At 69.2% G+C, this 24,023-nt stretch carries 27 protein-coding genes and 1 pseudogene; 4 read left to right on the forward strand and 24 right to left on the reverse strand.

Going from position 1 to position 24,023, the window contains the following annotated elements; translation table 11 throughout:
* A pseudogene (locus tag NGJ44_RS08450) lies at positions 1 to 215 on the forward strand (methyl-accepting chemotaxis protein); the annotation flags it as partial.
* A gap of 259 nt (positions 216 to 474) precedes the next feature.
* On the forward strand, positions 475 to 2,070 hold the full coding sequence (locus NGJ44_RS08455) for a methyl-accepting chemotaxis protein (RefSeq protein WP_251863672.1): 1,596 nt from the start codon (positions 475 to 477) through the stop codon (positions 2,068 to 2,070).
* Positions 2,071 to 2,122: 52 nt separating this feature from the next.
* On the opposite strand, the gene fliR is transcribed toward NGJ44_RS08455, so the two are convergent.
* The 13 genes from fliR to fliF form a co-directional block, all read right to left on the reverse strand.
* Positions 2,123 to 2,911, reverse strand: coding sequence for a flagellar biosynthetic protein FliR (fliR, locus tag NGJ44_RS08460; protein ID WP_053246720.1), 789 nt, complete (start codon positions 2,909 to 2,911; stop codon positions 2,123 to 2,125).
* Between the two features lie 11 nt (positions 2,912 to 2,922).
* Positions 2,923 to 3,192 (reverse strand): flagellar biosynthesis protein FliQ, encoded by a 270-nt coding sequence (gene fliQ / locus NGJ44_RS08465; RefSeq protein ID WP_053246721.1) that lies wholly within the window; start codon positions 3,190 to 3,192, stop codon positions 2,923 to 2,925.
* A 22-nt stretch (positions 3,193 to 3,214) separates the two neighbouring features.
* The gene (gene fliP / locus NGJ44_RS08470) at positions 3,215 to 4,006 is read right to left on the reverse strand and encodes a flagellar type III secretion system pore protein FliP (protein WP_251863673.1); all 792 of its coding nucleotides are present in this window, start codon (positions 4,004 to 4,006) and stop codon (positions 3,215 to 3,217) included.
* A gap of 22 nt (positions 4,007 to 4,028) precedes the next feature.
* On the reverse strand, positions 4,029 to 4,352 hold the full coding sequence (fliO, locus tag NGJ44_RS08475) for a flagellar biosynthetic protein FliO (RefSeq protein WP_251863674.1): 324 nt from the start codon (positions 4,350 to 4,352) through the stop codon (positions 4,029 to 4,031).
* Positions 4,353 to 4,366: 14 nt separating this feature from the next.
* On the reverse strand, positions 4,367 to 4,915 hold the full coding sequence (gene fliN, locus NGJ44_RS08480) for a flagellar motor switch protein FliN (protein WP_251863675.1): 549 nt from the start codon (positions 4,913 to 4,915) through the stop codon (positions 4,367 to 4,369).
* Positions 4,908 to 5,915, reverse strand: a complete 1,008-nt coding sequence (fliM, locus tag NGJ44_RS08485) for a flagellar motor switch protein FliM (RefSeq protein WP_251863676.1) — start codon at positions 5,913 to 5,915, stop codon at positions 4,908 to 4,910. The genes fliN and fliM overlap by 8 nt, the downstream gene beginning before the upstream one ends.
* Positions 5,916 to 5,917: 2 nt before the next feature.
* Positions 5,918 to 6,526, reverse strand: coding sequence for a flagellar basal body-associated protein FliL (gene fliL, locus NGJ44_RS08490; protein WP_251863677.1), 609 nt, complete (start codon positions 6,524 to 6,526; stop codon positions 5,918 to 5,920).
* A gap of 166 nt (positions 6,527 to 6,692) precedes the next feature.
* On the reverse strand, positions 6,693 to 7,976 hold the full coding sequence (locus NGJ44_RS08495; RefSeq protein WP_251863678.1) for a flagellar hook-length control protein FliK: 1,284 nt from the start codon (positions 7,974 to 7,976) through the stop codon (positions 6,693 to 6,695).
* Between the two features lie 24 nt (positions 7,977 to 8,000).
* Complete coding sequence (fliJ, locus tag NGJ44_RS08500; RefSeq protein WP_053246280.1) at positions 8,001 to 8,450, reverse strand: flagellar export protein FliJ; 450 nt, start codon at positions 8,448 to 8,450, stop codon at positions 8,001 to 8,003.
* Entirely contained in the window at positions 8,443 to 9,894 is a 1,452-nt protein-coding gene (gene fliI, locus NGJ44_RS08505) for a flagellar protein export ATPase FliI (RefSeq protein WP_053246281.1), read from the reverse strand. Before fliI ends, fliJ begins: the two co-directional genes overlap by 8 nt.
* Complete coding sequence (fliH, locus tag NGJ44_RS08510) at positions 9,891 to 10,628, reverse strand: flagellar assembly protein FliH (protein WP_251863679.1); 738 nt, start codon at positions 10,626 to 10,628, stop codon at positions 9,891 to 9,893. Before fliH ends, fliI begins: the two co-directional genes overlap by 4 nt.
* Positions 10,621 to 11,631 carry a flagellar motor switch protein FliG gene (fliG, locus tag NGJ44_RS08515; RefSeq protein ID WP_053246283.1) on the reverse strand — a complete coding sequence of 337 codons (1,011 nt, stop codon included), beginning with the start codon at positions 11,629 to 11,631 and terminating at the stop codon, positions 10,621 to 10,623. The genes fliH and fliG overlap by 8 nt, the downstream gene beginning before the upstream one ends.
* Complete coding sequence (gene fliF, locus NGJ44_RS08520) at positions 11,621 to 13,300, reverse strand: flagellar basal-body MS-ring/collar protein FliF (RefSeq protein WP_053246284.1); 1,680 nt, start codon at positions 13,298 to 13,300, stop codon at positions 11,621 to 11,623. The genes fliG and fliF overlap by 11 nt, the downstream gene beginning before the upstream one ends.
* A gap of 356 nt (positions 13,301 to 13,656) precedes the next feature.
* On the opposite strand from fliF, the gene fliE reads away from it, so the two are divergent.
* Positions 13,657 to 13,992: a flagellar hook-basal body complex protein FliE gene (fliE, locus tag NGJ44_RS08525; protein ID WP_251863680.1), complete on the forward strand. Its 336-nt coding sequence runs from the start codon at positions 13,657 to 13,659 to the stop codon at positions 13,990 to 13,992.
* Between the two features lie 52 nt (positions 13,993 to 14,044).
* On the opposite strand, the gene NGJ44_RS08530 is transcribed toward fliE, so the two are convergent.
* From NGJ44_RS08530 to NGJ44_RS08560, 7 genes are all read right to left on the reverse strand, one after another.
* Complete coding sequence (locus NGJ44_RS08530; RefSeq protein ID WP_053246286.1) at positions 14,045 to 14,842, reverse strand: flagellar brake protein; 798 nt, start codon at positions 14,840 to 14,842, stop codon at positions 14,045 to 14,047.
* Between the two features lie 23 nt (positions 14,843 to 14,865).
* On the reverse strand, positions 14,866 to 15,183 hold the full coding sequence (locus tag NGJ44_RS08535) for an EscU/YscU/HrcU family type III secretion system export apparatus switch protein (RefSeq protein ID WP_053246287.1): 318 nt from the start codon (positions 15,181 to 15,183) through the stop codon (positions 14,866 to 14,868).
* Positions 15,180 to 16,508 (reverse strand): flagellar hook-length control protein FliK, encoded by a 1,329-nt coding sequence (gene fliK, locus NGJ44_RS08540; protein ID WP_251863681.1) that lies wholly within the window; start codon positions 16,506 to 16,508, stop codon positions 15,180 to 15,182. The genes NGJ44_RS08535 and fliK overlap by 4 nt, the downstream gene beginning before the upstream one ends.
* A complete protein-coding gene (locus NGJ44_RS08545) occupies positions 16,505 to 16,858 on the reverse strand; it encodes a flagellar protein FliT (protein WP_053246361.1) in 354 nt (117 codons plus the stop codon). Before NGJ44_RS08545 ends, fliK begins: the two co-directional genes overlap by 4 nt.
* A 21-nt stretch (positions 16,859 to 16,879) precedes the next feature.
* Positions 16,880 to 17,335: a flagellar export chaperone FliS gene (gene fliS / locus NGJ44_RS08550; protein WP_053246362.1), complete on the reverse strand. Its 456-nt coding sequence runs from the start codon at positions 17,333 to 17,335 to the stop codon at positions 16,880 to 16,882.
* A gap of 17 nt (positions 17,336 to 17,352) precedes the next feature.
* Positions 17,353 to 18,741, reverse strand: coding sequence for a flagellar filament capping protein FliD (gene fliD, locus NGJ44_RS08555; RefSeq protein ID WP_053246363.1), 1,389 nt, complete (start codon positions 18,739 to 18,741; stop codon positions 17,353 to 17,355).
* A gap of 117 nt (positions 18,742 to 18,858) precedes the next feature.
* On the reverse strand, positions 18,859 to 19,245 hold the full coding sequence (locus tag NGJ44_RS08560) for a flagellar protein FlaG (protein WP_053246364.1): 387 nt from the start codon (positions 19,243 to 19,245) through the stop codon (positions 18,859 to 18,861).
* Between the two features lie 140 nt (positions 19,246 to 19,385).
* On the opposite strand from NGJ44_RS08560, the gene NGJ44_RS08565 reads away from it, so the two are divergent.
* The gene (locus NGJ44_RS08565; protein WP_053246365.1) at positions 19,386 to 20,123 is read left to right on the forward strand and encodes an IclR family transcriptional regulator; all 738 of its coding nucleotides are present in this window, start codon (positions 19,386 to 19,388) and stop codon (positions 20,121 to 20,123) included.
* A gap of 48 nt (positions 20,124 to 20,171) precedes the next feature.
* On the opposite strand, the gene NGJ44_RS08570 is transcribed toward NGJ44_RS08565, so the two are convergent.
* From NGJ44_RS08570 to NGJ44_RS08585, 4 genes are all read right to left on the reverse strand, one after another.
* Positions 20,172 to 21,338: an acyl-CoA dehydrogenase family protein gene (locus NGJ44_RS08570; RefSeq protein WP_053246366.1), complete on the reverse strand. Its 1,167-nt coding sequence runs from the start codon at positions 21,336 to 21,338 to the stop codon at positions 20,172 to 20,174.
* A 2-nt stretch (positions 21,339 to 21,340) separates the two neighbouring features.
* Positions 21,341 to 22,564, reverse strand: coding sequence for a CaiB/BaiF CoA transferase family protein (locus NGJ44_RS08575; RefSeq protein ID WP_053246367.1), 1,224 nt, complete (start codon positions 22,562 to 22,564; stop codon positions 21,341 to 21,343).
* On the reverse strand, positions 22,561 to 23,532 hold the full coding sequence (locus NGJ44_RS08580) for a Bug family tripartite tricarboxylate transporter substrate binding protein (RefSeq protein ID WP_251863682.1): 972 nt from the start codon (positions 23,530 to 23,532) through the stop codon (positions 22,561 to 22,563). The genes NGJ44_RS08575 and NGJ44_RS08580 overlap by 4 nt, the downstream gene beginning before the upstream one ends.
* A 66-nt stretch (positions 23,533 to 23,598) precedes the next feature.
* The gene (locus tag NGJ44_RS08585) at positions 23,599 to 24,003 is read right to left on the reverse strand and encodes a cupin domain-containing protein (RefSeq protein ID WP_251863683.1); all 405 of its coding nucleotides are present in this window, start codon (positions 24,001 to 24,003) and stop codon (positions 23,599 to 23,601) included.
* Positions 24,004 to 24,023: the final 20 nt, after the last annotated feature.

A 24,023-nucleotide genomic window follows, 5' to 3' on the forward strand; every position in this document is an offset into this window, starting at 1 on the left:
ACCAGGTGAACCGGGCGGTGTCGCAGATGGACGAGGTGACGCAGCAGAACGCGGCGCTGGTGGAGGAGGCGGCGGCTGCGGCCGGTTCGCTGCAGGAGCAGGCGCAGCGGCTGGCCGAGGCGGTGTCGGTGTTCAAGATCAACGCGGGCGAGGTCATCGAGGTGCCCGCCCAGCAGCTCGGCGGCTATGCCGCGCCGACCTTGACGCACGCCTGATCCAGGCGAAAAACCCGCTTGGCAGAAGGCGGGGCCGGCCGCGCGACGCGTCCGGCCCCGCGTCCATCCGGCGCCGCGATGCGAGGGGATCGCGCATTTAAGTTCCCGGAAATACGGACGTTAACTGTCATAACGTCCGATAAACGCGTGTGTACACAATCTGGCCGCGCCGCAGCACGATTCGCCGCCGTGGATCGGACGGCGAGGCGGGCGTGTGCCCGCCCGTTCGACCACGATATGTTGCAAGCGGAGATGTACAGTGCGGGTCAATCTTCCAGTCACGAACGTTGAAACCAAGCTGCGCGACGATCAGTACCTGATTTCGCGCACCGATACCAAGGGCCGCATCGTCTACGCCAACCCGGCGTTCGTGGAGGTCAGCGGCTTTTCGAGCGAAGAGCTGATCGGCAAGGCCCACAATATCGTGCGCCATCCGGACATGCCGCCGGCTGCCTACGAAGACCTGTGGCGCACGCTGCAGGCGGGCGAGTCCTGGCTGGGGTTGGTCAAGAACCGCCGCAAGGACGGCGGCTATTACTGGGTGCTGGCCAACGCCACGCCCATCGTCGAGAACGGGGAAGTCGTGGCCTATTCCTCGGTGCGCATCAAGCCCACGGACGAGCAGATCGAGATGGCCGAGGCCCTGTACGCCCGCATGCGCGAGGGCCGTGCGCGGGGCGTGCGCATCCTGCGCGGACGCCCGGTGCGCGCGGGGTGGCGGCGCATCTTCGATGCGCTGGCCTTTCCGTTCGGGCGCGGCGTGCGCAACCGCATGCTGCGCCATTCGGTGCTGACCGCGGCTGTCCTGGTCGCGGCCGGCGCCTATGGCCTGCGGGCGAACTGGAGCCAGCTCGACACTGCCGGCGCAGTCCTGGGCTGCGGGTTGCTGGCGCTGGCGACGGCGGGCATTTTCGTCATGGGCTGGCGGCTTTCGCGGTTCATGCTGGACCCGCTCAAGGACGCCGCGGACATGGCGCGCCAGGTGGCCGCCGGCAACCTCACCACCGAGATCGTGGCGGAGTCGGACGACGAAGTGGGCGGCCTGAAGTTCTCGCTGGAAGTCATGCGCAAGAGCCTCATCGGCATCGCCCGCGACGTCGCCGTCGGCATCGAAGGCACTACGCGGGCCGCGGCGCAGATCGCGCGAGGCAACCAGGAACTGTCGGGCCGCACGGAAAACCAGGCGGCATCGTTGCAGCAGACCGCCGCCAGCATGGAGCAGCTCACGTCCACGGTGCGGCAGAACGCCGACAGCGCCCGCCAGGCCAACGAACTGGCCGACAGCAGCATGGCGGTGGCCCGGCGTGGCGGCGAAGCCGTGGGCCGGGTGGTGCAGACGATGCACGGCATTTCGGACAGCTCGCGCCGCATTGCCGATATCGTCAGCATCATTGAGGGCATTGCGTTCCAGACCAACATCCTCGCGCTCAATGCCGCCGTGGAGGCTGCGCGGGCCGGCGAATCCGGCAAGGGGTTCGCGGTGGTGGCCGGGGAGGTGCGCAGCCTGGCGCAGAAGAGCGCCCAGGCCGCCAAGGAGATCAAGGACCTGATCGAGGATTCGGTGGGACGGGTCGCCGAGGGTTCGTCGCAGGCCGAGCAGGCGGGCGCCACGGTGGAGGACATCGTGGCCGCTGTGCGGCGCGTGCGGGACATCATCGGCGAGATCGCGCGCGCGTCGCAGGAGCAGGCGGCGGGCATCGACCAGGTGGACGGCGCCGTGACCGAGCTGGACGCCATGACGGAACAGAATACGGTCCTGGTCGAGGAGCTGGGCGGCGCCGTGCAGCAACTGGGCGCGCAGTCGATGGCGCTGCGCGAAACCATGCGCGTTTTCCGGATCGGCGCGAACGCCTGAGCGCCGCCCGGGCGTCCGCATGGCTGCGCTTGCCGGGCGGCGGGCGCTTTCCCTACTTGCCGGCCAGACCGTCCAGCACGCGGCTCATCTCGGTGAGCCCGGACTCGAACAGGGATTCCAGGAACGGCGCCGAGTGCGGCAGCACGACAGTCAGAATGACGACGCCCGTGATGAGGGTGACGGGGAAGCCCACCGAGAACACGGAAAGCTGCTGGGCGCTGCGGTTGAGAATACCCATGGCCAGGTTGATGGTGAGCAGCGCGCATATCAGCGGAAGCGCCAGCAGCAGGCCGGAAACGAAGACCGTGCGTCCCCATTCGACGATGATGCCCCAGCCGTTCTGGTGCAGCTGGATGGCGTCCACCGGCACGGTGTCGAAAGAGCGCACCAGCGCCGCCAGCACCAGCAGGTGGCCGTCCAGCGCAAGGAAGGTCAGCATGGCCAGGATGTTGAACAGGCGCGACAGCACCGCCGTGTTGGCGCCGGTGCTGGGGTCGAAGAAGGAGGCGAAGGACAGCCCCATCTGCAGGCCGACGAATTCGCCCGCGGTCTGCACCGCCGCGAACACCATGCGCATCGTGAAGCCCATGGCGATGCCGATCAGCACCTGCTGCATGACCATCCACAGTCCGGCATAGGAGCCCGGCGCGATGGGCGGCATGGGGGGCAGGGCCGGGCTGACGGCCGCGGCCAGGGCGAACGACAGGCCGATCTTGACCTTGAGGGGAATGGACGACTCGGAAAAGAGCGGGGCCGTGCCGACCAGCGCCAGGATGCGGACGAACGGCCACAGGAACTGGCCGATCCAGCCGTTGAGCTGTTCGATCGTGAAGGCGAACATCGGAAGCGGCGTCAGGACACCAGCCCGGGGATCTGGCCGATGAGCTGGCGGATGTAGTCGACCATCAGACCGATGAGCCAGGGGCCGAGCAGCACCAGCACGCCGCACATGGCAAGCAGCTTGGGAATGAAAGACAGCGTCATTTCATTGATCTGCGTGGCGGCCTGGAAAATACTGATGACCAGCCCGACGACGAGCGTGACCAGGAGCAGCGGACCGGCCAGGGCCAACACGATTTTCATCGCCTGGTAGGCCATGGTCATGACGGTTTCGGCGGTCATGGCGATTCCCCCTGTGCGCGGTTCATTGGTAGAAGCTCTGCGCGAGCGATCCCATGAGCAGGTGCCAGCCGTCTGCAAGCACGAACAGCATCAGCTTGAACGGCAAGGCGACGGTCACGGGCGGCACCATCATCATGCCCAGGGCCATCAGCACGCTGGCGACCACCAGGTCAATGATGAGAAACGGAATGAAGATCGTGAAACCGATCTGGAACGCGGTTTTCAGTTCGCTGGTGATGAAGGCCGGCACCAGGATCTTCAGGGGCACCTGCGTGGGGTCTTCCATGGCCGGCATCTGCGCCAGGTTGGCAAAGAGCGACAGGTCGTTCTCGCGGGTCTGGTGCAGCATGAAGGTGCGCAGCGGCGCGGTGGCCCGCTCGACCGCGGTCTCGAACGGAATGGAGCCTTCGGACAGCGGCTTGTAGGCGTCGGCGTAGATTTTGTCGAACACCGGCGACATGGTGTAGAAGGTGAGAAAGAGCGCCAGCCCGATCAGCACGTGGTTGGGCGGCGACATGGCGGTGCCCATCGCCGTGCGCAGCAGCCCGAGCACGATGATGATGCGCGTGAAGCCCGTCATCATCAGGAGCGCGGCGGGCAGGAAAGACAGCGACGTCATCAGCAGCAGGGTCTGCATGCTGAGCGAATAGGTCTCCGAGCCGTTAGGGCCGGGCGTGGCGGTCAGGGCGGGCAGGGTGGCCTGGGCCACCACGCCGGCGGGGAAGACGGCCAGGCCGAGCAGGGCGGCGGCCGCCAGCGTGGGCAGCGCGGCCCGGCGGGCGCGGGCGGGCATGGTGCGGGAAAACAGGCTCATGGAACGGTCGGCGGGCGGGACGCTAGCGGCGCTTGAGCGCCTGGCCCAGCCGGGCCGCGAAGGCCGCGGCCGGCGCGGGCGCTTCCTCGGGCGACTGGCCGGCGGGCAGGGTATGCAGGGTGGTGAGCTGATTCGGGCCGACGCCCACCACCAGCCAGGTATTTTCCACTTCCACCACGACGATGCTCTGGCGCGCGCCCAGCGGCAGGCTGGCGACGTGGCGCAGCAGCCTGCCGCCGCCGCGCTGGGCCAGGCCGGCGCGGCGGGCGAGCCAGGCGGCGGCCAGAATGGCCGCGATCACCAGGGCGAGCCCGAAAATGACGCGCAGCAGGGCGGTGTCGTTCATGGCGGGGCGGCGCTTCAGCGGCGGCTGTTCAGGCGGTTGATGCGCTCGGACGGCGTGATGATGTCGGTCAGGCGGATGCCGTACCGGTCTTCGACCACGACCACCTCGCCCTGGGCGATCAGGTAGCCGTTGACGAAGATGTCCATCGGTTCGCCGGCCAGGCCGTCGAGTTCGACCACCGAGCCCTGGCCGAGCTGCAGCAGGTTCTTGATGGTGAGGCGGGTGCGGCCGAGTTCCACCGTGAGCTGGACGGGCACGTCCATGATGAGGTCGATGTCGGTGCCGCTTCCGGTGCCGCCGCCGGCCAGCGGTTTGAACACCGATTGCGCCGCCGGGGCGGCGGCGGGCGGGGATGCCGGCTGTGCGGGCGCGGCGGCGGGCGCGGCGGATGCGGCAGCCGGCGCCGCGGCCGCGGTCTGCTCGGCCATGGCGGCCGCCCAGTCGTCCTGCGGTTTCAGGCCGTCGGCCTGGGTCGGCGGGGCGGCACGGGATTGTTCGGCGAGGGCGTCGGCCCAGTCGTCGGCCGGCGACGAGCCGGCGCCGGGCTCGTTCTTGTCAGTCATGGTCGGGGGCCTCGTTGGAGTCGGTATCGTGAGTGAGCATATTCTGTACGCGCAGCGCGTACTGGCCATTGAAAACGCCGTAGCCGCATTCCATCAGCGGCACGCCGTCCACATGGGCAATGACGGTCTGGGGTACGTCCACGGGCAGGATGTCGCCGACTTTCAGCTTCATCAGTTCGCGGATGGTCGAGGGAATGGTGGCGAACTCGGCAATCAGGTCCACGTCGGCGCTGCGCACCTGGCGCGAAAGCTGCTGCGCCCAGCGCTGGTCCACTTCTTCGAGCGTGGTTTCCTGCAAGGGGCGCGTGAGCAGGTCGCGCACCGGCTCGATCATGGAATAGGGCAGGCAGATGTTCAGGTCGCCGCCCGTGGCGCCGAATTCGATGTGGAACGAACTCACCACCACCACCTCGTTGCTGCCGGTGATGCTGGCGAACTTGGTGTGCATTTCGGAGCGCACGTACTCGAACTCGATCGGGTAGACCGGGTCCCAGGACTTGCCGTAGCTCTCCAGCGTCAGGTTGAGCAGGCGCCGGATGATGCGCTGCTCGGTGGTGGTGAAGTCGCGGCCTTCGACCCGCGTGTGGTAGCGGCCGTCGCCGCCGAACAGGCTGTCGATGACCAGGAACACCAGGTTGGGGTCGTACGTGAAGAGCGCCGTGCCGCGCAGCGGCTTCATCTGCACCATGTTCAGGTTGCTGGGCACGGGCAGGTTGCGCTCGAAATCCGAGTACTTCAGGATCTTGATGGCGCCCACCGTGATGTCGGCGCTGCGGCGCATGAAGTTCAGCAGCACGTGCCGCATCTGGCGCGCGAAGCGCTCGTTGATGAGCTCGAGCGTCTGCATGCGCCGGCGCACGACGCGGTCGGGAGAGCTCAGGTCATAGGCGCGCGCGCCGTCGTTGACGTTGGCCGCCTCTTTTTTGCTGTCGCTCTCGCCGGTGACGCCGGCCAGCAGCGCATCGACCTCATCCTGCGAAAGAAACGCCTCGTAGGCCATGCTTATTGCACCACGAACGCCGTGAACAGCACGTCGGTGACGTACTGGCCGTCAGGCAGCGGCGAGAAAGGACGGTTGACGGCCTGCTTGACGGCATTGGCCAGGTCGATCTTGCCCTGTTGCGTCTGGACGGCCGAGGGCGACTGCGAGGACAGCACCATCAGGATGCGGCTTCGCACTTCGGGCATGTATTTCTCGATGCGCGTGCGGCTCTGCTCGTCGCTCACGCGCAGCGTCAGGCCCACGTGCACGATGCGTTCCATGTCGGCGTTCTGCAGCGTCACGGTGAAGGGATCGATGGGCACGAAGATCGGAGCGGGCACGGCCTGCGGCGTGGCCGGCGGCGCGACGAAGTTGGTGGGCGCGGCCTGCGGGCCCGCCACCGGGTGGCCGTCGGGACCGACCTGGCCCTGGCCGACCGCGAGCTGCACGTTGGCGCCGCCCTGGGGCTGGGGCTGCATGCGCTGGGTCAGGAACCAGGTCACGCCGGCGCTGGCGGCCGCCACGAGCAGCAGCACGATGAGCGCGAGCAGCAGACGGAGGATGCGGCCCGAGCCGCCGGATTTGGAGTCGCCGCGCGCCGGCATGTTGGGTGCTTTTGTGGTCGCCATCTTGGTGTCGATGCGTATTTGCCGTCAGGTAAACGGATACTGGGTTGATGAAAGCATTCTGCCCGAATTCCCCGCCCCGATTGGGAGGGAAAAACAGGGCGAAAGCGGGGTATCTCAAGCTATTGCTGCGATGCCCGCGCGCCCTGTCCGCGCGCGGGCCGGCGCGTCAGGCGAAGGTGTCGACCAGCGCGTTGCGCGCGCGCGGGCTGGCCGCCGCCTGCACGGGCTCGGCGGCCGCATCGGCGCCGGCCGTCGCCGCGCCGCCGCTGCCCTGCTGGCGGGCGGCCGCGCCCGAGCCGCCTTCCTGGCCGGCGAACTGCTGCTGCGGCATGGCGTGCTCGCCCACGCTGGTCTGTCCCAGCGAAATGCCGGCCTGCGCAAGCGCCTGCTGCAGTTGCGGGATGGCCGCTTCCACGGCGTGGCGCACGGAGGCGTGCGCCGAAACGAAGCTGGCGGAAGCCACGCCGTCGGCCAGGTTCAGGCTGACGCGCAGCGGGCCCAGGTCGGGCGGATCGAGGCGCAGTTCGGCGGTGTGCACGCCGTCGCGGGCCTGGCTGCCCAGCGCCACGACCTGTTGTCCGAGCTCGGTTCCCCAGTGCGAGGCGCCGACCGGGGCGGCCACGGCCAGCGCGATGGGCGAGGGGCCGGCCTGCGGCGCGCCGGGCTGCTGCGCGGCGGCGGCCAGGGCCTGCGCCAGCGCCAGCGCATCCTGGCCCTGAGGCTGGGCGGCGGCGTGCTGCGGCAATTGGAAAGCGGAGACGGACGGCGCGGCGTCGTCGCGGCCGGCGGCGGCATGCGCCGGCAGGAGCGCGGCGTCGCCATGAGCCGGCAACGCGGCGGGCGACGGCGAGGCAAGCGCGGCAGGGGCGGGCGCGGCTTCGCCCTGCGCCGCGGTACGGCCCGGCCGGGCGGCCTCGGTCAGCACGGGCTGGCGCGCTTCGGCCTCGCGGCCAGCCTGCGCGGCGGCGGCCTCGGCCTGCTGCGCGGTGAGCGGTGCGGGCGGCAGGATCGTCAGCTCGGCGTCCGCGGACTTCAGCGTGGCGGCCAGCGCGGTGGCGCCGGTGTGGACCGCCGTGGCGGCGGCCTGCGCGGCGCCGCGGGCGCGCTGGACCTGGGCCGCGGCTTCGGCCGCGATTTCCAGCGCCTGCTCCGGCAGGGTGACCGGGGTAACCGGGAGCTGCGTGGCGGCTACGGCGAGCGCGCCGGCGTCGGCTTGCGCGGCGGCCCGCGCCGCGTCGTCGATGGCCGCCGCAGCGGCGCCTTCCGCTATCGCGGCGAGATCGGTCGAGGGCGCCTTGGGCGTGCCGCCCGCGAGCGGGGCCGCGGGCTGCTGCTGGGCCAGAATGCTCGAAAAGGCGTTCTTGGCGTCGGCGGCGCCGGCACGCGCGGCGAGCGCGTCGGCAGCGCTGGCGGGCGCGGTGGCGGCGAGGGCGGGCAGGGGAGCGGTCATGTGGGCCTTCCTGTTACGTATTGCTCAGTGCAGGCCGGCCTGGCGCTGGACCAGGCGGGCGGAATATTCGTCGTTGAGCCGCTGCTCGCGGCGGGATTCGACCAGCGCCTGGGCGCGCGCTTCGCGCTGCGCCAGGGCATCGTAGGAATTGAGCTTGCGCTTCTCCTGCTGCCAGTAGAGACGGCCCTTGGCCAGGTTTTCGTCGGCCTGGCGCAGCACGTCCTGCTGCTGGCCGATGGCGTCGTCCAGGGTGCCGATGAAGCGCTGGTAATTGTGGCAGTCGCTGGCCGACATGCCGCGCGTCATCGCCTGCTGCAGCCGCTCGAGATAGTCCTGGCGGTAGTCGCGCAGCATGGCGAGCTGGCGTTCGGCGTTGCTGCGCTCGGCGGTGAGCCGGCCCAGCAGGCGGGCGGCCTCGTCGGTGCTTTCCTTGGCGAGGCCGATGAGCGTGTCCAAGGGTAGTTGGCTAGGCATAGGTGTCCCTCAGTTCGAAGCTGGCGCGCAGTTGCGCGATGGCGCTGGCGTAGTCCACGTTTTCGCCGATGTCCTGCTGCAGGAAAGCCTCCAGGCGCGGGTAGCGCGCGATGGCGTCGTCGAGCTGCGGATCGTTGCCGGCGGTATAGGCGCCCACGGCGATGAGGTCGCGGTTGCGCTGGTAGCGCGACAGCGTCTGCTTGAAGCGGCGCACCACGGCGAACTGCTCCTGCGGGATGAGCGAGGTCATGGCGCGCGAGATGGACGCCTCGATGTCGATGGCCGGATAGTGGCCCGCTTCGGCCAGGTGCCGCGACAGCACCACGTGTCCGTCCAGGATGGCGCGGGCCGAATCGGCGATGGGATCCTGCTGGTCGTCGCCTTCGGCCAGCACGGTGTAGAAGGCCGTGATGGAGCCCGCCTTGCCCGAGGGGCCCGGCGCACCCATGCCGGCGCGCTCGACCAGCGAGGGCAGTTTGGCGAACACCGACGGCGGGTAGCCCTTGGTGGCGGGCGGCTCGCCGATGGCCAGCGCGATTTCGCGCTGCGCCATGGCGTAGCGGGTGAGCGAGTCCATGATGAGCAGCACGTCCAGGCCCTGGTCGCGGAAGTGCTCGGCGAGCCGGGTGGCGTAGGCGGCGCCTTGCAGCCGCAGCAGCGCGGAAACGTCGGCGGGCGCGGCGACCACGACGGAGCGGGCCAGGCCCTCGGGGCCTAGGTTGTGCTCGATGAATTCCTTGACCTCGCGGCCGCGCTCGCCGATGAGTCCGACCACGATGACGTCGGCGCGCGTGTAGCGCGCCATCATGCCCAGCAGCACGCTCTTGCCCACGCCGGAGCCGGCGAACAGGCCCATGCGCTGGCCCCGCCCCACCGTGAGCAGGCCATTGATCGCCCGCACGCCGGTGTCCAGCACCGTGTCGATGGGCGCGCGCGAGAGCGGATTGATGGGCTGGGCGGCCAGCGGCGCCAGCTCGGCGCCGGCGAGGGGGCCCAACCCGTCCAGCGGGCGGCCCGCGCCGTCCAGCACGCGGCCCAGCAGGGCGTTGCCCACGGGCAGGTGGCGGCCCAGCTGGGGCTTGGCGTTGCCGTTGAGTTCGGCCTTGCGGGGCAGGGGAATCTGGCGCTGCACGGGGGGCTCGCCCGGCACCACGCGGGCGCCCGGCGGCAGGCCGGAGATGTCCGCCTGGGGCATGAGATACAGCGTATGGCCGTCGAAACCCACGACCTCGGCATCGGCCCAGTGATCGTGGCCGCGCGCGATTTCGATGCGCGCGGCGGCGCCCACGGGCAGGCGCAGGCCGGTCGCGTGCAGGACCAGGCCGGTGGCGCGCGTGATGCGCCCGCTTACCAGCCAGGGGTCGGTAGACGCCGCGCGGATCGAGGCGATCTGCAGCTGGGTCTGCCAGCGGTCGAGCACGGGCACGGTCTGCTGCGCCGTCATGCGGGGTCCTCCCAGGCGACGTTGCGGCCCAGCGAGGCGGCGACGCGGCGCCAGCGCGTCTGCAGCGTGGCGTCGATGTCGCCGAACGGGGTCTCGGCCCGGCAGCCGCCGCGTGCGATGGACTCGTCGGGCAGCACGCGCCAGTGGCCTTCCTTGAGCTCGTCGGCCAGGTGCAGCCGGATCAGCTCGATGTCGGCGGGGTTGGCCCACAGCCGCATCTGTCCGTTGGCGCTGGGGTTGATGTGCAGTACTTCGCGCACGGCGCTCACCAGCGTCTCGGGCTGTTCGGCCAGCGTGGCGCGCAGCACCTGCTGCGCGATGTCCAGGGCCAGCGTGAGCAGGCCCTGTCCCATTTTTTCTTCGAGCGCGGCCAGCGAGGCCGCGCAGTTTTCCATCAGGTCGTGCAACTGGCGGGCTTCGGCCGCGCCCTGTTCGCGGGCCTGCGCCAGGCCTTCGGCGTAGCCGGCCTCGCGGCCGGCGGCCAGCCCGGCCTCGTAGCCTTCCCGGCGGCCCGCCTCCACGCCGGCGGCGTGGCCCTGGGCGTGGCCTTCCTCGCGGCCCTCGGCAACCGCCTGCGCGCGCAACTGGGCGAGCACGATATCCGGGTCCGGACCCGGATCGGGTTCGGGCTCGGGTTCCGGCTGGACCTGCGGCTCGTCGAACGACAGCATCTGCCAGCGGCGCCAGGCGGCGCCGCGCGACAGCGTGACCGGCCCGTTGTCCGGCTCAGACATACGCATCGTCTCCCTGGTTGCCCAGGACGATCTGGCCGCTCTCGGCCAGGCGGCGGGCGATCTGCAGGATCTTCTTCTGCTCGGCCTCGACCTTGGACATGCGGATGGGGCCTTGCGCCTCCAGGTCTTCTCGCAGCATTTCGGCGGCGCGGCTGGACATGTTGCGCAGGAACTTGGCGCGCAGCTCTTCCGGGGCGCCCTTGAGCGCGACCATGAGCGTGTCGTTGTCGATTTCCTTGAGGATGAGCTGGATGCCGCGGTCTTCGACGTCGATGAGGTTGTCGAACACGAACATCTCGTCGATGATCTTCTGCGCCAGGTCGGCGTCGCGCTCGCGCAGGCTGGCGACGACGGTTTCTTCCTGGGCCGAATTCATCATGTTGAGGATCTCGGCCGCCGTGCGCACGCCGCCCATCTTCGAGCGCTTGGCGCCCTGGCCGGCCAGCACCGAATTGAGCACTTCGGTGAGCTCGGACAGCGCGGCCGGCTGCACGCCGCCGAAGGTGGCGATGCGCAGCATGACGTCGTTGCGCAGGCGTTCGGTGAGCAGGGCCAGCACGCCCGCGGCGCGGTCGCGCTCCAGGTGCACCAGGATGGTGGCGATGATCTGCGGGTGCTCGTCGCCGATCAGCTCGGCCACGGTATTGGGGTCGAGCCAGTTCAGGGCGTCGATGCCGCTGCCGCCTTCGCCGGCTTCCAGGATGTCTTCGATCAGGCCGGCAGCGCGATCGCTGCCCAGGGCCTTGGTGAGCACGGTGCGGATATAGTCGTCCGAGCCCAGCGTCACGGCCATGAACTGGTCGGCCTCCTGGCGGAATTCCTCCAGCACGGTCGCCACGTCGTTGCGGGTGACCTGCTTGAGGCTGGCCATGGCCGCGCCGACCTGCTGGACTTCGCGCGCCGACAGGTACTTGAAGACTTCGGCCGCCGCGTCCTCGCCCAGCGACATCATCAGCACGGCGCTGCGCGTCATGCCGTCCATGGGTTTGGAATCATTTTTCATCTTTGCTCATCCAGGTGCGCAGGACCATCGCGACGGCGCGCGGATCCTTGTTCGCCATCGTGCGGGCCCGTTCGAGGTTGTCTTCGTAGCGGCTGACCTCCTTGACGCGGGCCGCTTCCTGGGCCTCGCGCGCGGCCTCGGCGCGCTCGGCTTCGGCGGCCTCGGGATCGACCGGCGGATAGAGGTAGTCGCCCACGACGCGCCGCAGCTTGCGGTACAGCCAGAACGCCACCACCAGGCCGAGCAGCCACGCCATGACGGTCTTGAACAGGGCGATCAGCTCGGGGTCGCGCCACATCGGCAGCGGCGGCGGGCCGTCGTTGAACTGGCTGTTGACCACGTTGAGGGAATCGCCGCGGGTTTCGGAATAGCCCATGGCCTCGCGGACCAGATTGGTCAGCTTGGTGAGTTCCTCGGGCGGCAGCGGCTGGAGCTCGCCGTCCTTGTCGCGGATGTAGTTGACCACCACGGCCACGGACATGCGCTTGAGCATGCCCACCGGCTGCTTGATGTGGCTGATGGTGCGGTCCACTTCGTAGTTGGTGGTGGCGTCGTGGCGCTCGTTGAGGCTGGCCGAGGCCGTTTGCGTGCCGGTCTGCTGGGCCTGCTGGCCTTGCTGGCCCTGTTGCGGCGGCTGACCGGGGCGCTGCTGCGCCTGCTGCGGGTTTTGCTGGGGATTGACGATGGGCGCCTGCGCGTTGCCGGGCGGCTGGTTCGACAAAGCGCCCGGCACGCCCTGGGCCGGACCGCCGCCGTGCTGGCGCGAATCGCTGGTCTGCTGGCTGCGGATGGCGGCCTGTCCGGGTTCCTGGTTGGGGCGGTAGACCTCGGAGGTTTCTTCGCGGCGCGAGAAGTCGATGTCGGCGGTGGCCTGGGCGTGCACGTTGCCCGGGCCGACCAGGGGATTCAGGATGGTCAGGATGCGTTCGACCGTGCGCTGTTCCATTTCGCGCACGTAGCGCAGCTGGTCGGCGTCCATGCCGCGCCCTTCGCCCAGCGGGGCCGACAGCAGGCGGCCGTTCTGGTCCACGATGGAGACGTTTTCCGCGGTGAGTTCGGGCACGCTGGAGGCCACCAGCCAGGAAATGGCCGAAACCTGAGCGTCGCTGAGGCTGCGGCCCGGATACAGGTTGAGCAGCACGGAGGCGGTGGGGGCCTGGCGTTCGCGCACGAAAAGCGACTGGCGCGGCATGGCCAGGTGCACACGGGCGTGCTGCACCGTGTGCATGGATTCGATCGAACGGGCCAGCTCTCCCTCGAGGCCGCGCTGGTAGTTGATCTGTTCGGCGAACTGGCTGGCGCCGAAGCGGGCATTGTCCATCAGCTCGAAGCCGACCGTGCCGCCGCGCGGCAGGCCCTGGCTGGCGAGCTGGAGGCGGGCGTCGTAGACGCGGTCGGCCGGCACCAGCAGCGCCGTGCCGTTTTCGTTGTACTTATAAGGGACGTTCATCTGTCCCAGGGCCGTCACGATGGCGCCGCCGTCGCGGTCGTCCAGGTTCGAGAACAGCACCTTGTATTGAGGCTCGCTGCTCCACATGACTGCGGCGGCGATCAGGGCCACCAGGGCAGCGGCCGCTCCCAGCAGCACCGGCTTGGGCAGCGCCTTGACCTTTTCCAGCACGGGAAACTTCGCCAGCAGCGTGGAACTCAGGGTCGCCGACGGGTTCATGGACGGCTCCCGCCGGCAACGCTGTGCAGGGAATTGGACTTCATGTTCGGATAGGGCAGATTACACATGCAACGTGCTTCTGGTCTGGGGAGAGCGTGGATTATTGCGTGCGGCGCCGCAATCCCAATCGCCGAAAACGGCGGGTTTTTGGCGTTACTTATCCTCTATGTCCCCCAGGGCGGGCGGGGCGCGCGCCGCCCGGGTCCGCGCAGGGGCCAGCGCGGGAAATATCGGCACTCAACAGGGGAAATATCGGGGTTTTTGGCGGCTTTTAGACGCTATGACCGCCGGCTGGGGCGGTTACGCTATGCGGGCAATCCGGCCCACCGCAAACACATTACGCAAGGAACCCCGAAATGGCTGTCTCTGGCTTGTCCGGCATCGAAACCATGCTCGCGCAGATGCGCGCGGTCGTGAAACAGGCCGAGGGCGGAGCGCTGGGCGGCTCGGAGCCCTCAGCCGTGCGCTCCGACGGTTTCGCGGCCGAGCTGCAACGCTCGCTGCGCCGCGTGTCCGGCGCGCAGAATGCGGCCACGGCCCAGGCCAAGGCATTCGAGCTGGGCGCGCCGGACATCTCGCTCAACGACGTGATGGTCGACATGCAGAAGGCCAGCATCGGGTTCCAGACCGCGGTCCAGGTGCGCAACAAGCTCGTGGCGGCCTACAAGGAAATCTCGTCCATGGCGATGTGACGCCGCCGGCGTCTTGCGCCGCCGCTGCCGGGCCGGCCAGGGAGCCCGGGCGTCAGCCGCGCTGCGCGCCTCTCTCGAGGCGCCATACCATTTGCTGCAGCCAGGTTTCCTGGCGCGCATTCAGATCCAGAAACACCGCGCCCAGGTGGCTGAGCGGAGGCTCGCCGGTCAGCGAGACATGCGCCGGCGCGGGCTGGCCCGGCTCGGGCTGGGTCATGGGCTGGCCGGAAATGGGGTAGACGTTGCGGACCTGCAGCGTGGCGCTGAGAGAGCCCAGCTCGCCGAAGTCGAGCCGCACGTTTTCCATGACATCGCCCACCCGGGGCAGGCCGGGCACGGCGAGTTCCGCGCGCAGGCCCACGCCGTCCACGGAAATGTCGCGCACGCTGAAGGCCAGCGGCTGGGGCTGCTCCGGCGGATGCCACGTGGCCTTGCCGCGGTAGGCGGCGCCCGCCAGCGAGGCGCGGAACATCTTGCGCCGCTGGATGCGCGCGAGCTGCTCCGGAAACGCCGATACCAGGGCCGCGCTGCCGTCGTCGAAATGGATTACGCCAGGGCGGGGCACCCGGAAGCGGATCTGCACGCCGCCATAGGCGGTGGCGTGGAAATAATAGCTGCCCCCGCTCAGCAGGCCCATGCTGTCGGTTTCGCCGAAGTCGGCGCCGGCGTAATCGCGCGGCCGCCAGAAGAACTGGTGCGCATGCCTGTCGGCGCCCAGGATGAGCACGGCGATCTCGCGATCGGCCGCGTCGCGCACCAGGATGTGGCTGTCCGGATGGGTGAGCTCGAACAACGCGGCGCGCAGCTCTTCGGGACGGGTGAGCAGGAACTCCGGATCGCCGGTGTCCATGGGGTTGTCTCCTTGGGCGTGGATCAGGCAGGGGACGCTGCGTCCGGGAGGTCTCGGGACTCCAGGCGATACAGCCAGGCCAGCAATTCTGCCACTGCCACGTAGAGTTGTGGGGGAATGTGCGCGTCCAGGTCCACCTGCATGAGCAGGCCCACCAGTTCGCGCGACTCGTGCACGTACAGGCCGTGCTCTTCGGCGGTGCGCACGATGGTGTCGGCGAGCTGGCCGTAGCCCTTGGCGACGACGCGCGGCGCGCCGTCCTGCTCGTCATACGAGAGGGCGACCGCGGCGTTGCGGCCGGCGTCCGGCGCGTTGCTGGCGGGGCGGCTGGGGGCGGTCATGCGAGGTCGGGATCCAGGACGGGCCGCGGGTCGGCGACATGGACGGCGAGATGGCTGAGCGTCAGGCCGGCGGCAAGCAGGCGCGCGCGCAACTCGTCGGACGAGGTGCTGATCTCGCCCGCGGCCAGCGGCGCGACGACCTGGAGCACGAGCTGGTCCCCCGAGAGGTTCAGGCGGGCATCCACCAGACCCAGGCGCGGCAGATCGAGCTTGAGGCGCGTGGCCCAGGCGGGCGCGGCGGATTCGGGATCGCCGCCGTAGGGGTCGCGCTGCACTTCCCATTCCATGGGCGTGCCGGGCCAGGCTTCGCCCTGCCAGGCAATGGTCTGGTTGGCCAGCACGTCGAGCTGCTGGCGCACCAGGGTGTTGAGATCCTGGTGTATGCCGGGCACGGGCGCGCCCGGGGACGGCGTCTGGGCTTGGCCGGCGGACGGACCCGCGCCTTCGGCGGCGCGGGCGCCGGCCGTGTCGCGCCCCGGCAGCGGCAGGGGTTCGCGCGCGATGCCGTCGCGAGACAGCCGGGCCTGCGGCGCTTCCTGCAGTTCGGCGAGGCTGCGCTTGCCGAATGCCAGGTCGGTCAGGTGGGATTCGTAGAAGAGGCCGCTGCCTTGCAGGGCCTGGCGCAGGGCCTGGGCGAGCATCGCCGCGGCGGGAGCGCGCGCGCCGGCGGCCTGCGCCTGCTGCGTGCCGGCCGGGCCGGACAGGGCGGCCGGATGCGTCGGAACCGATGCGGCCGCCGGCGCGGGCTGCACCAGCGGCGACGCCGGGTGGGACGCCGCGGCCGCGCCGGCTGCCGCCGGGCCGCCGGCGGACGCCGCTCCCGGCAGGATCTGCCCGGGCGGCGTGCCGGCGGGGCGCGCTTGCGCGCCGGCGTCGGCCTGGGGCGGCGGCGCCGCGCCTTCGGCGGGCGCGCCGGCGTTCCAGAGCGGTGCGCGTCCCTGCACGGCCGGCGCGGCGCCGGGATACTGCGCGAGCAGCGAGAGTATGGCGCGCGCCGTGCGGCCGAGCGTCGTGGGCGCCGAGGCGGTGGAATCGCTGCTGGTGACGACGCCGCGGGCGGCGAGCGCCAGCGCGGCGGCGGTCTTGGCGTCCACCAGGGGCGCCGCGGGCCGGTCGCCGCGGGCGGCGCCCGCCTGTCCGCCCTGGCGGGGATCGCGCGCGGAGCCGTCGGATTGCCCCGGTTTCTCGATATTGCCGGGTTGCGCCACCGCGTCGGGGCGCGCCCCGGAAACCTGGTTGGCGCTGGCGGCGGACATGGTGGTGCCGAGCACCGCATCCAGCCGCTGCACCAGGACGTTGCCAAGTGCGGCGGGACCTACGCTCATTGGTCAGGCGCCTGGTAGCCGTAGGTCGAGAGCAAGGACTGCTGGCGCTTCATGCGGCCCAGCAGCTCGCCCAGCCGGGCCAGTTGCGGAATGGCGAGGTTGCGGGTGAGCGCGTCGTTTTCCAGGATGCGCACCAGCAGGTCGTACTTCATGGCCCGGCCCGCCTCGTCGAGGGGGGCGGCGGGTTCGGTCAGGCGCAGGCGCTCGACCAGTTCGCAATACTGCTGCCCATGCGCCATGGCCGCATCCCAGTCGCCCGCCCGCGCGGCCGAAAGCATCTCGCCCGTGATGTAGGCGATCTCCTGGTAATACTCCAGGATGGGGGTGGAATACTGGGTAAGGGACGTCATGGAAATCTCGCGCGGGCGAAGTCAGGCAGAAGTAGGGGTGCTGGGGACCTCGGAACCATGGACGCCGGCCGGGCGGTCTATGGAGGTCTGCCAGGCTTCGGCCAGGTCGGCCAGAAGGCGGTCGGCGAGGTCGAGCTGGGCGAGATCGGCCCTCAGGTTCGCCGTGAGCAGGGTGCGAACGATGTAATCGTAGAGACTGGCCAGGTTGGCGGCGATTTCCCCGCCCGCTTCCATGTTGAGGCCGGTTTTCAGGCCCTCGTCGACGATCCGGATTGCCTTGGAGATGGCCGCGCCGCGCTCGGCGACCCGGCCCTCCTGCAGGTGTATGCGCGCTTGCCCGATGGCCGTCCGCGCGCCCGTGAACAGCAGGGTGATCAGCCGCTCCGGGCTGGCGCCCATGACCTGGGTTTCCAGGCCGATGTCGGCGTAGGAACGGACGGAGTAGGATCCCGAGGGACGGCGGGCGGCATAGGTCATTTAAGGCGCTTCTACGATTACTTGGTCGATTTGCTCAGGGCTTCGAATTGCTGCGTCAGGTAGTTGCCCATGCTGGTCATCTGCGCCACGAAGGTGTCGAGCGCCACGAAACGGGTGCGCAATTGCGCCATTTCGGCGTCGCTGGCTTCCTTGGCGCGCGTCTGCTGGTCTTTCACGGCGGCGATGCTCTTGGCCAGGCCGTCCTGACGCGTCTTGATCATGCCGTTGGAGCCCAGGATGTCGTCGAAGACGGCGGCGAACTTCTCGCCCACGCCGTCCTTGCCGGTGAGCAGGGTGGCGACGTCGGCCGAGTTTTCCTTGAGCGCCTTGTCGAGCTTGGTGGTGTCGAGCTTGAGCTCGCGGGCCAGCGGGTCGGTGGTGATGCCCAGGTCGGCCAGCGTGCGCACCGAGCCTTCGCCCACCACGGTTTGCAGCACGCCGGCCAGCTGCGACTGGATGGAGCGCGTGGTGCTGTCCCCGGTGAGCGGCTGGTTGGTGGCGGCCTGGGCGTCGAAGGCGGTGAGGTTCTTGATCGTGCTCTGCAGGGCGTTGTAGGCCTTCACGAAGTTCTGCACCGCGGTGCTGGCCACGGAGGTGTCGCGCTCCAGCTTGAGCGTGATGGGCTTGTTGGCCTCGGTGGTTTCGGCAAGGTTCAGGGTGATGCCGTCGATGGCGCCCTCGATGTTGTTCGAGCCGCTGGTGACGGTGATGCCGTTGATGACCACTTCGGCGTTGGTGGCCGCGGTGGCGGCCATGCCGCTCGTGGTGCCGTCGGCGGCGGTGCTGAAGCCGAGCAGGTCCTGCAGGCTCTGGTCGCCGGTGACGGTGATGTTCTTCACCGCGGCCTTCTCGCCGGTGTTCTTGGCGGTGAGCATCAGGTAGTTGTTGCCATTGCCGTCGTTGATGACGGTGGCCGACAGGCCCGCCTTGTCGTTGGCGTTGATGGCCTTGACGATGCCGTCGAGCGAGGTGTCGCTGCCCAGGTCGATGGTGGTCTTGGTGCCGTCGGCCAGCTCGATCTCGAAGGAGCCGGTGTCGCCGTGCTTGGCGGCGCGGTCGGCCACGGCCGTGGACTGCAGGCTCTGCGCGGTGGCGAGCTTGTTGACGTAAATGGTGTACAGGCCCGAGGCGGCGCCCTCGGCGGCCACCGTGGCGGTGAGGGCGCTGCCGCCGGTCACGCTGCCCTTCATGGCGCTCATGGTCTCGGGCTTGCCCAGCGTGGCGGCGGCCGTCTGCAGCGATTCCAGGTAGCTCTGGAGCTGCGTGTAGGCGTCGATGCGGGTCTGGAAGCTCTCCTGGCGCTGCGTGTAGATCTCGAGTTTCTTGTCCTCGGCTTCCTGCAGCTTGCTCAGGGTCTCTTCGAGGGGCAGGCCCGAGACCGCGCCAAGATTAGTAATAGAGGCCATGTATGAAATTCCTTCTAGCTACGATTCTGTCAAATAAGGGGCGCCGGCGATCGGCCGGGCAAGGGCATAAGGGGGGCCTATTTCGGCCTTTCCGCCGGGTTGGGCGCGGAAAAACGCTCAGGCCGAGGTCTTGATGCCGTTTCCTTGCATGTTCACGATCATTTTGGCGATCTTCAGCACGGCTTCGCTGGGTATCGTGCGGATCACGTCGCCCGACTCGGCGTCCACCACGGACACCACCACCTGGTGCACGTCGGGGTCCACCTCGAACTGCAATTGGGTGGACCAGGCTTTCATCTGGTCGTTGATTTCGTCCAGCGCCCTTTCGATGGGCAGCTTCTGCGACCCGGACTGCTGGCGGGAAGTCGAGGAGTCCGGCCCCGCGTTGTCGGTAGCGGCCGCCGCGGGCGTCACCGAGACGGCCGGTTCGGCGGCAACGGGGACGGGGGCGGCCGCCGCAGGCGTCGCGAGGACGGCGGCGGGGGCGATGGGAGATACGGCCATGATCACTCCAGCAGGCGTGGTGCGTCTCGGAGGAACGCGCTGTTTTCAGGGAATTCTCAGCTACCATTACGGCCACGTCAGAATGAACTTTAGGGCCGGGCGGCCGAAATGTTTCACAAGCTAATCGTCTGGATGGGGCAATGAGCGTCAAGACCGCGCTGCGCGTGATCGAAATCATCGAAACCTATGCCCGCGAGAAGCGCGCCCTGCCGCTGTCGGAACTTGCCCGCCTGCTCGACGTGCCGGTATCGAGCTGCCTGGCGCTCATCCGCACCCTGACCGGGCTGGGATATCTGTATGAAACGGGCCGGCGCCAGGGCTATTACCCCACGGGCCGCCTGCTGGCCATGGCGCAGCGCATCGCCCGCGCCGACCCGGTGCTGGACCGGGTGTATCCCAGCCTTACCGAGCTGCGCGACGCCACGCGCGAAACCGTGGTCTTTGCCAAGCTCACGCCCGACGCCCGCGTGGTCTACCTGGACGTGCTCGATTCGCCGCACACCATCCGGTATGCGCCGGTTGCCGGCGAATTCAAGGATATTCACGCGAATTCGCTGGGAAAAGCGCTCATTTCGCTACAAGACGAGAAAACCCGCGCGCAGATGCTGGGCGGCCAGCCGCTCACCCGCTACAACGAGCGCACGCTGACCAGCCTGCAGGCGCTGGAAGAGGATATCCGCCTCTCGCGCCAGCGCGGCTGGTTCATGAACAGCGGGGAGTCGATCGCGGACGTGGGGGCCATCGCCTGGCCCCTGACGCTCTCGGGCGAGCATTACGCCATTTCGGTGGGCGGGCCGATCTACCGGATCGAGCCGCGCCAGGAAGAATACGCGCGCATCCTGCGCGCGGCCTGCACGGCGCTGGAGCAGCAGGCGTGAACGCGCCGCCGGGCTGTCCCGCGCGGCGGGACGGCCCCGGGGCGGCGTTCAGTAAGACTTGGGCAGGCCCAGCACCTTTTCCGCGATGAAGCACATGATGAGCTGCGGGCTGACCGGCGCGATGCGCGGAATGAAGCTCTCGCGCAGCAGGCGCTCCACGTGGTACTCCTTGGCGTAGCCCATGCCGCCCAGGGTCATGACGGCGGTCTGGCAGGCGTTGTAGCCGGCCTCGGCGGCCAGGTACTTGGCCGAATTGGCGTAGGGGCCGCAGGGTTTGCCGGCGTCGTAGAGACTGGCCGCCTTGAAAACCATCAGGTCGGCGGCCTCGAGCTGCATCCAGGCCTGGGCCAGGGGATGCTGGATACCCTGGTTCTGGCCGATGGGCCGGCCGAACACCACGCGCTCTCCCGCGTATTTCACGGCCCGGTCCAGGGCGGCGCGGCCGATGCCGACCGCCTCGGCCGCGATGAGGATGCGCTCGGGGTTCAGGCCATGCAGGATGTACTCGAACCCGCGGCCTTCCTCGCCGATGCGGTCGGCCACCGGAATGCGCAGGCCGTCGATGAACAACATGTTGGAGTCCACCGCCTTGCGGCCCATTTTCTCGATTTCGCGCACCTCGACCTTGGAGCGGTCCAGGTCGGTATAGAAGAGCGACAGGCCCTGGGTGGGCTTGCTCACTTCCGACAGCGGCGTGGTGCGCGCCAGCAGCAGCATCTTGTCGGCCACCTGGGCGGTGGAGATCCATATCTTGCGGCCGTGCACGACGTATTCGTCGCCCTCGCGCACCGCGCGCGTGCCCAGCTTGGTGGTGTCCAGGCCGGCGTCCGGCTCGGTGACGGCGAAGCAGGCTTTTTCGCGGCCCGCGATCAGCGGTTCCAGCCAGCGCTTGCGCTGCTCGTCGGTGCCGAACACCACGACGGGGTTGAGCCCGAAGATGTTCATGTGCACGGCGGAGGCGCCCGTGAACCCCGCGCCGGAGGCGGAGATGGTCTGCATCATGAGGGCGGCCTCGGTCATGCCCAGACCGGCGCCGCCGTATTCCTGGGGCATGGCGATGCCCAGCCAGCCGTCGCGCGCCAGGTCGGCGTGCAGGGGTTCGGGAAACCCGCCCTCGCGGTCGCGCTCCAGCCAGTATTCGTCGGTGTAGCGTTCGCAGATGCGGGAGACGGCGTCACGCAGCGCCAGTTGCTCGGAAGTGAATTCAAAGTCCATCGTCAGGTTCCCTCTTGGGTAATGCCACGGGCGATCATGGCGTCGATCTGCGCGGCGTCGTAGCCCGCTTCGCCCAGTATTTCGCGGCTGTGCTGGCCCAGCGTGGGGGCGGGCCGGCGGATCGCGGTCGGGGTGCCCTGGTAGCGGCCCAGCGGGGCGGTGGTGCGCAGCCTGCCCTCGGTGGGGTGGTCCACGTCGCGGACGAAGCGCGTGGCCGCCAGGTGCTCGTCTTCCAGCAGGGCGTCCACGGTGTAGAGCGCCGAGGCCGGGATGTCGGCCCCGGCCAGGTCGCGCAGCCAGGATGCCGTGTCGCGCGTGGCGATGACCTCGGCCACGAAGGCGTACACCTCGCCGATGTGCGCGGCGCGCGCGCCGTGCGTGCAGAAGCGCGGATCCTGGCCGAGTTCGGGGCGGCCGATCAGGTCGAAGAAATTGCGCCAGTGCTTGTCGTTGTAGATCAGCAGGCAGATATAGCCGTCGGATGTGGCGTAGGGGCGGCGGTGCGGCGCCAGCAGGCGCGCGTAGCCGGTGGGGCCGAGCGGCGGATCGAAGGTGGCGCCGCCCAGGTGGTCGCCGAGCACCAGGTGGGCCATGCCTTCGAACATGGGAATCTCCACCTGCTGTCCCCGGCCGGACTGGCGCGCGTGCAGCACGGCCGACACCAGCGCGATGCCCACGTGCAGGCCCACGGCGCGGTCGGCCAGGGTGAGCGGCGCATAGCGCGGCACGTCGCCGGTCTGCTGCTGGTACAGGGCGGCGATGCCGGTCTGCCCCTGGATCAGGTCGTCGTAGGCGGGGCGGCCCGCATACGGCCCGTCTTCGCTGAAACCGTAGGCGCCCAGGTAGACGATGCGCGGATTGCGCGCCGCCACGTCCTCGTACGACAGGCCCAGCCGGGCCATGGCTTGCGGCCGGATGTTGTAGAGCAGGGCGTCGCAGTCCTCGGCCAGTTTCAGGCAGGCCTCGCGGCCCTCCGGCGTCTTCAGGTCCAGGACCACCGAGCGCTTGTTGCGGTTCAGGTGCAGGTAGAGATGGCCCATGCCGGGATTGCGCATGGGCCCCACCGCCCGCATATTGTCGCCGGCCGGCGATTCGACCTTGACGACGTCGGCGCCCAGGTCCGCCAGCACCTGCGTCGCGTACGGGCCCATCACCACCGAGCTCAGGTCCAGGATGCGCACGCCGGCCAGCGGGCCGGCGGCGCCTTGGGATGCGGATTCCGTCATTGCTGTTCGATCCCCGCGTCGCGGATGAGCTTGCCCCAGAGGTCGCGCTGTTCGCTGACGAACTGCGCGAATTCCTCGGGCGTGCTGGAGAAGGCGTCGAATCCGAGCGCGGCCAGGCGCTGGCGCACGTCGGGTTTGGCAACCACCTGTTTGATGGCGGCGTTGAGCTTGGCCACGATGTCCGGCGGCATGCCGGCCGGGCCGAAATAGCCGTTCCAGGAATTGAGGTCGAAGTCGGGCACGCCGGACTCGGCCATGGAGGGCAGGTCGGGCACGATGGCGCTGCGCTGGGCGGTCGACACCGCCAGGGCGCGCAATTGGCCCGACTGCACGAACGGCAGGCCCGAGGCGAGGTCGGTGAACATGAAATCCACCTGGCCGCCGACCACGTCGGTCAGGGCCTGCGGCGTGCCCTTGTAGGGAATGTGCAGCAGATCCACCTTGGCGCGGTTGGACAGCGTGGCCCCGGCCACGATGCCCGTGCTGTTGCCGCTGGCATAGGTGATCTTGCCTGGATGCTGGCGCGCGTCGGCGATCAGGTCGCCCACCGATTTCCAGGGCCGCTTCGGATTGACCACCAGGATGAAGGGCAGGTTGCCGCCGCGCGCGATGGGGGTGAAATCCTTGACGGGATCGTATGGCACGTTCTTCATCAGGAAGGGCGCGGCCGAATGCGAGGTGTTGGTGGTGACGAACAGCGTGTAGCCGTCCGGCTTGGCGCGCGCCACATAGCTGGCGGCGATGGTCGCATTGGCGCCGGGCTTGTTCTCCACGACGATCTGCTGGCCCAGGATGTTGCCGAGCTCGGCGCCGAAGATGCGGCCCACGGCATCGGTGCCCGAGCCCGCGGGGAAGGGCACGATCAGCGTGATGGGCTTGCTGGGGTAGGTGTCGGCCCGCGCGGCCGGCGCGGCCGCGAGGACGGCGCAGGCGGCCGCCAGGGCGCGCAACAGGGTTTTGGCTTGCATCGGTTGTCTCCGTTGGAGGGATGGAGTGGCGCGGCTTTCTCCGGCCGCTGCCGGCGGTACGCCGTGTCAGGACGCCGCGAAGCCGCGGATGACGCGGTCCGGGGATTCCTCGTAGGGCGGGGTGTAGATCACCAGCAGCCTTGCGGGCTCGTCGCTGGTGACGGTAAAGACATGGGGGATGTCGGGTGGGAAATAACAGCAGTCGCCCGGCTGCATGTCGGCGGACTCGTCTGCGACCTGGGCGCGCGCGGTGCCCGAGATCAGGTAGCAGACCTGCTCGATGCCCGGGTGCGCGTGGGGCAGGGCGCCCTGGCCTTTTTCGATGACGCCCAGCAGCACTTCCACGTGGCGCGAGCCGACCGTGTCGGGGCCGATGAGGCGGCGGTTGAGCGTGCCGGTATGGTTGGCGGGATGGTAGCCGGGCACTTCCGCCTCGCGCACCAGCCAGGAGGGGGTCGATCGCTGCGTCATGGAGGTCTCCATAATTTTTA

The sequence above is a fragment of the Achromobacter sp. Marseille-Q4962 genome (assembly GCF_943737005.1).
GTDB lineage: Bacteria > Pseudomonadota > Gammaproteobacteria > Burkholderiales > Burkholderiaceae_B > Achromobacter.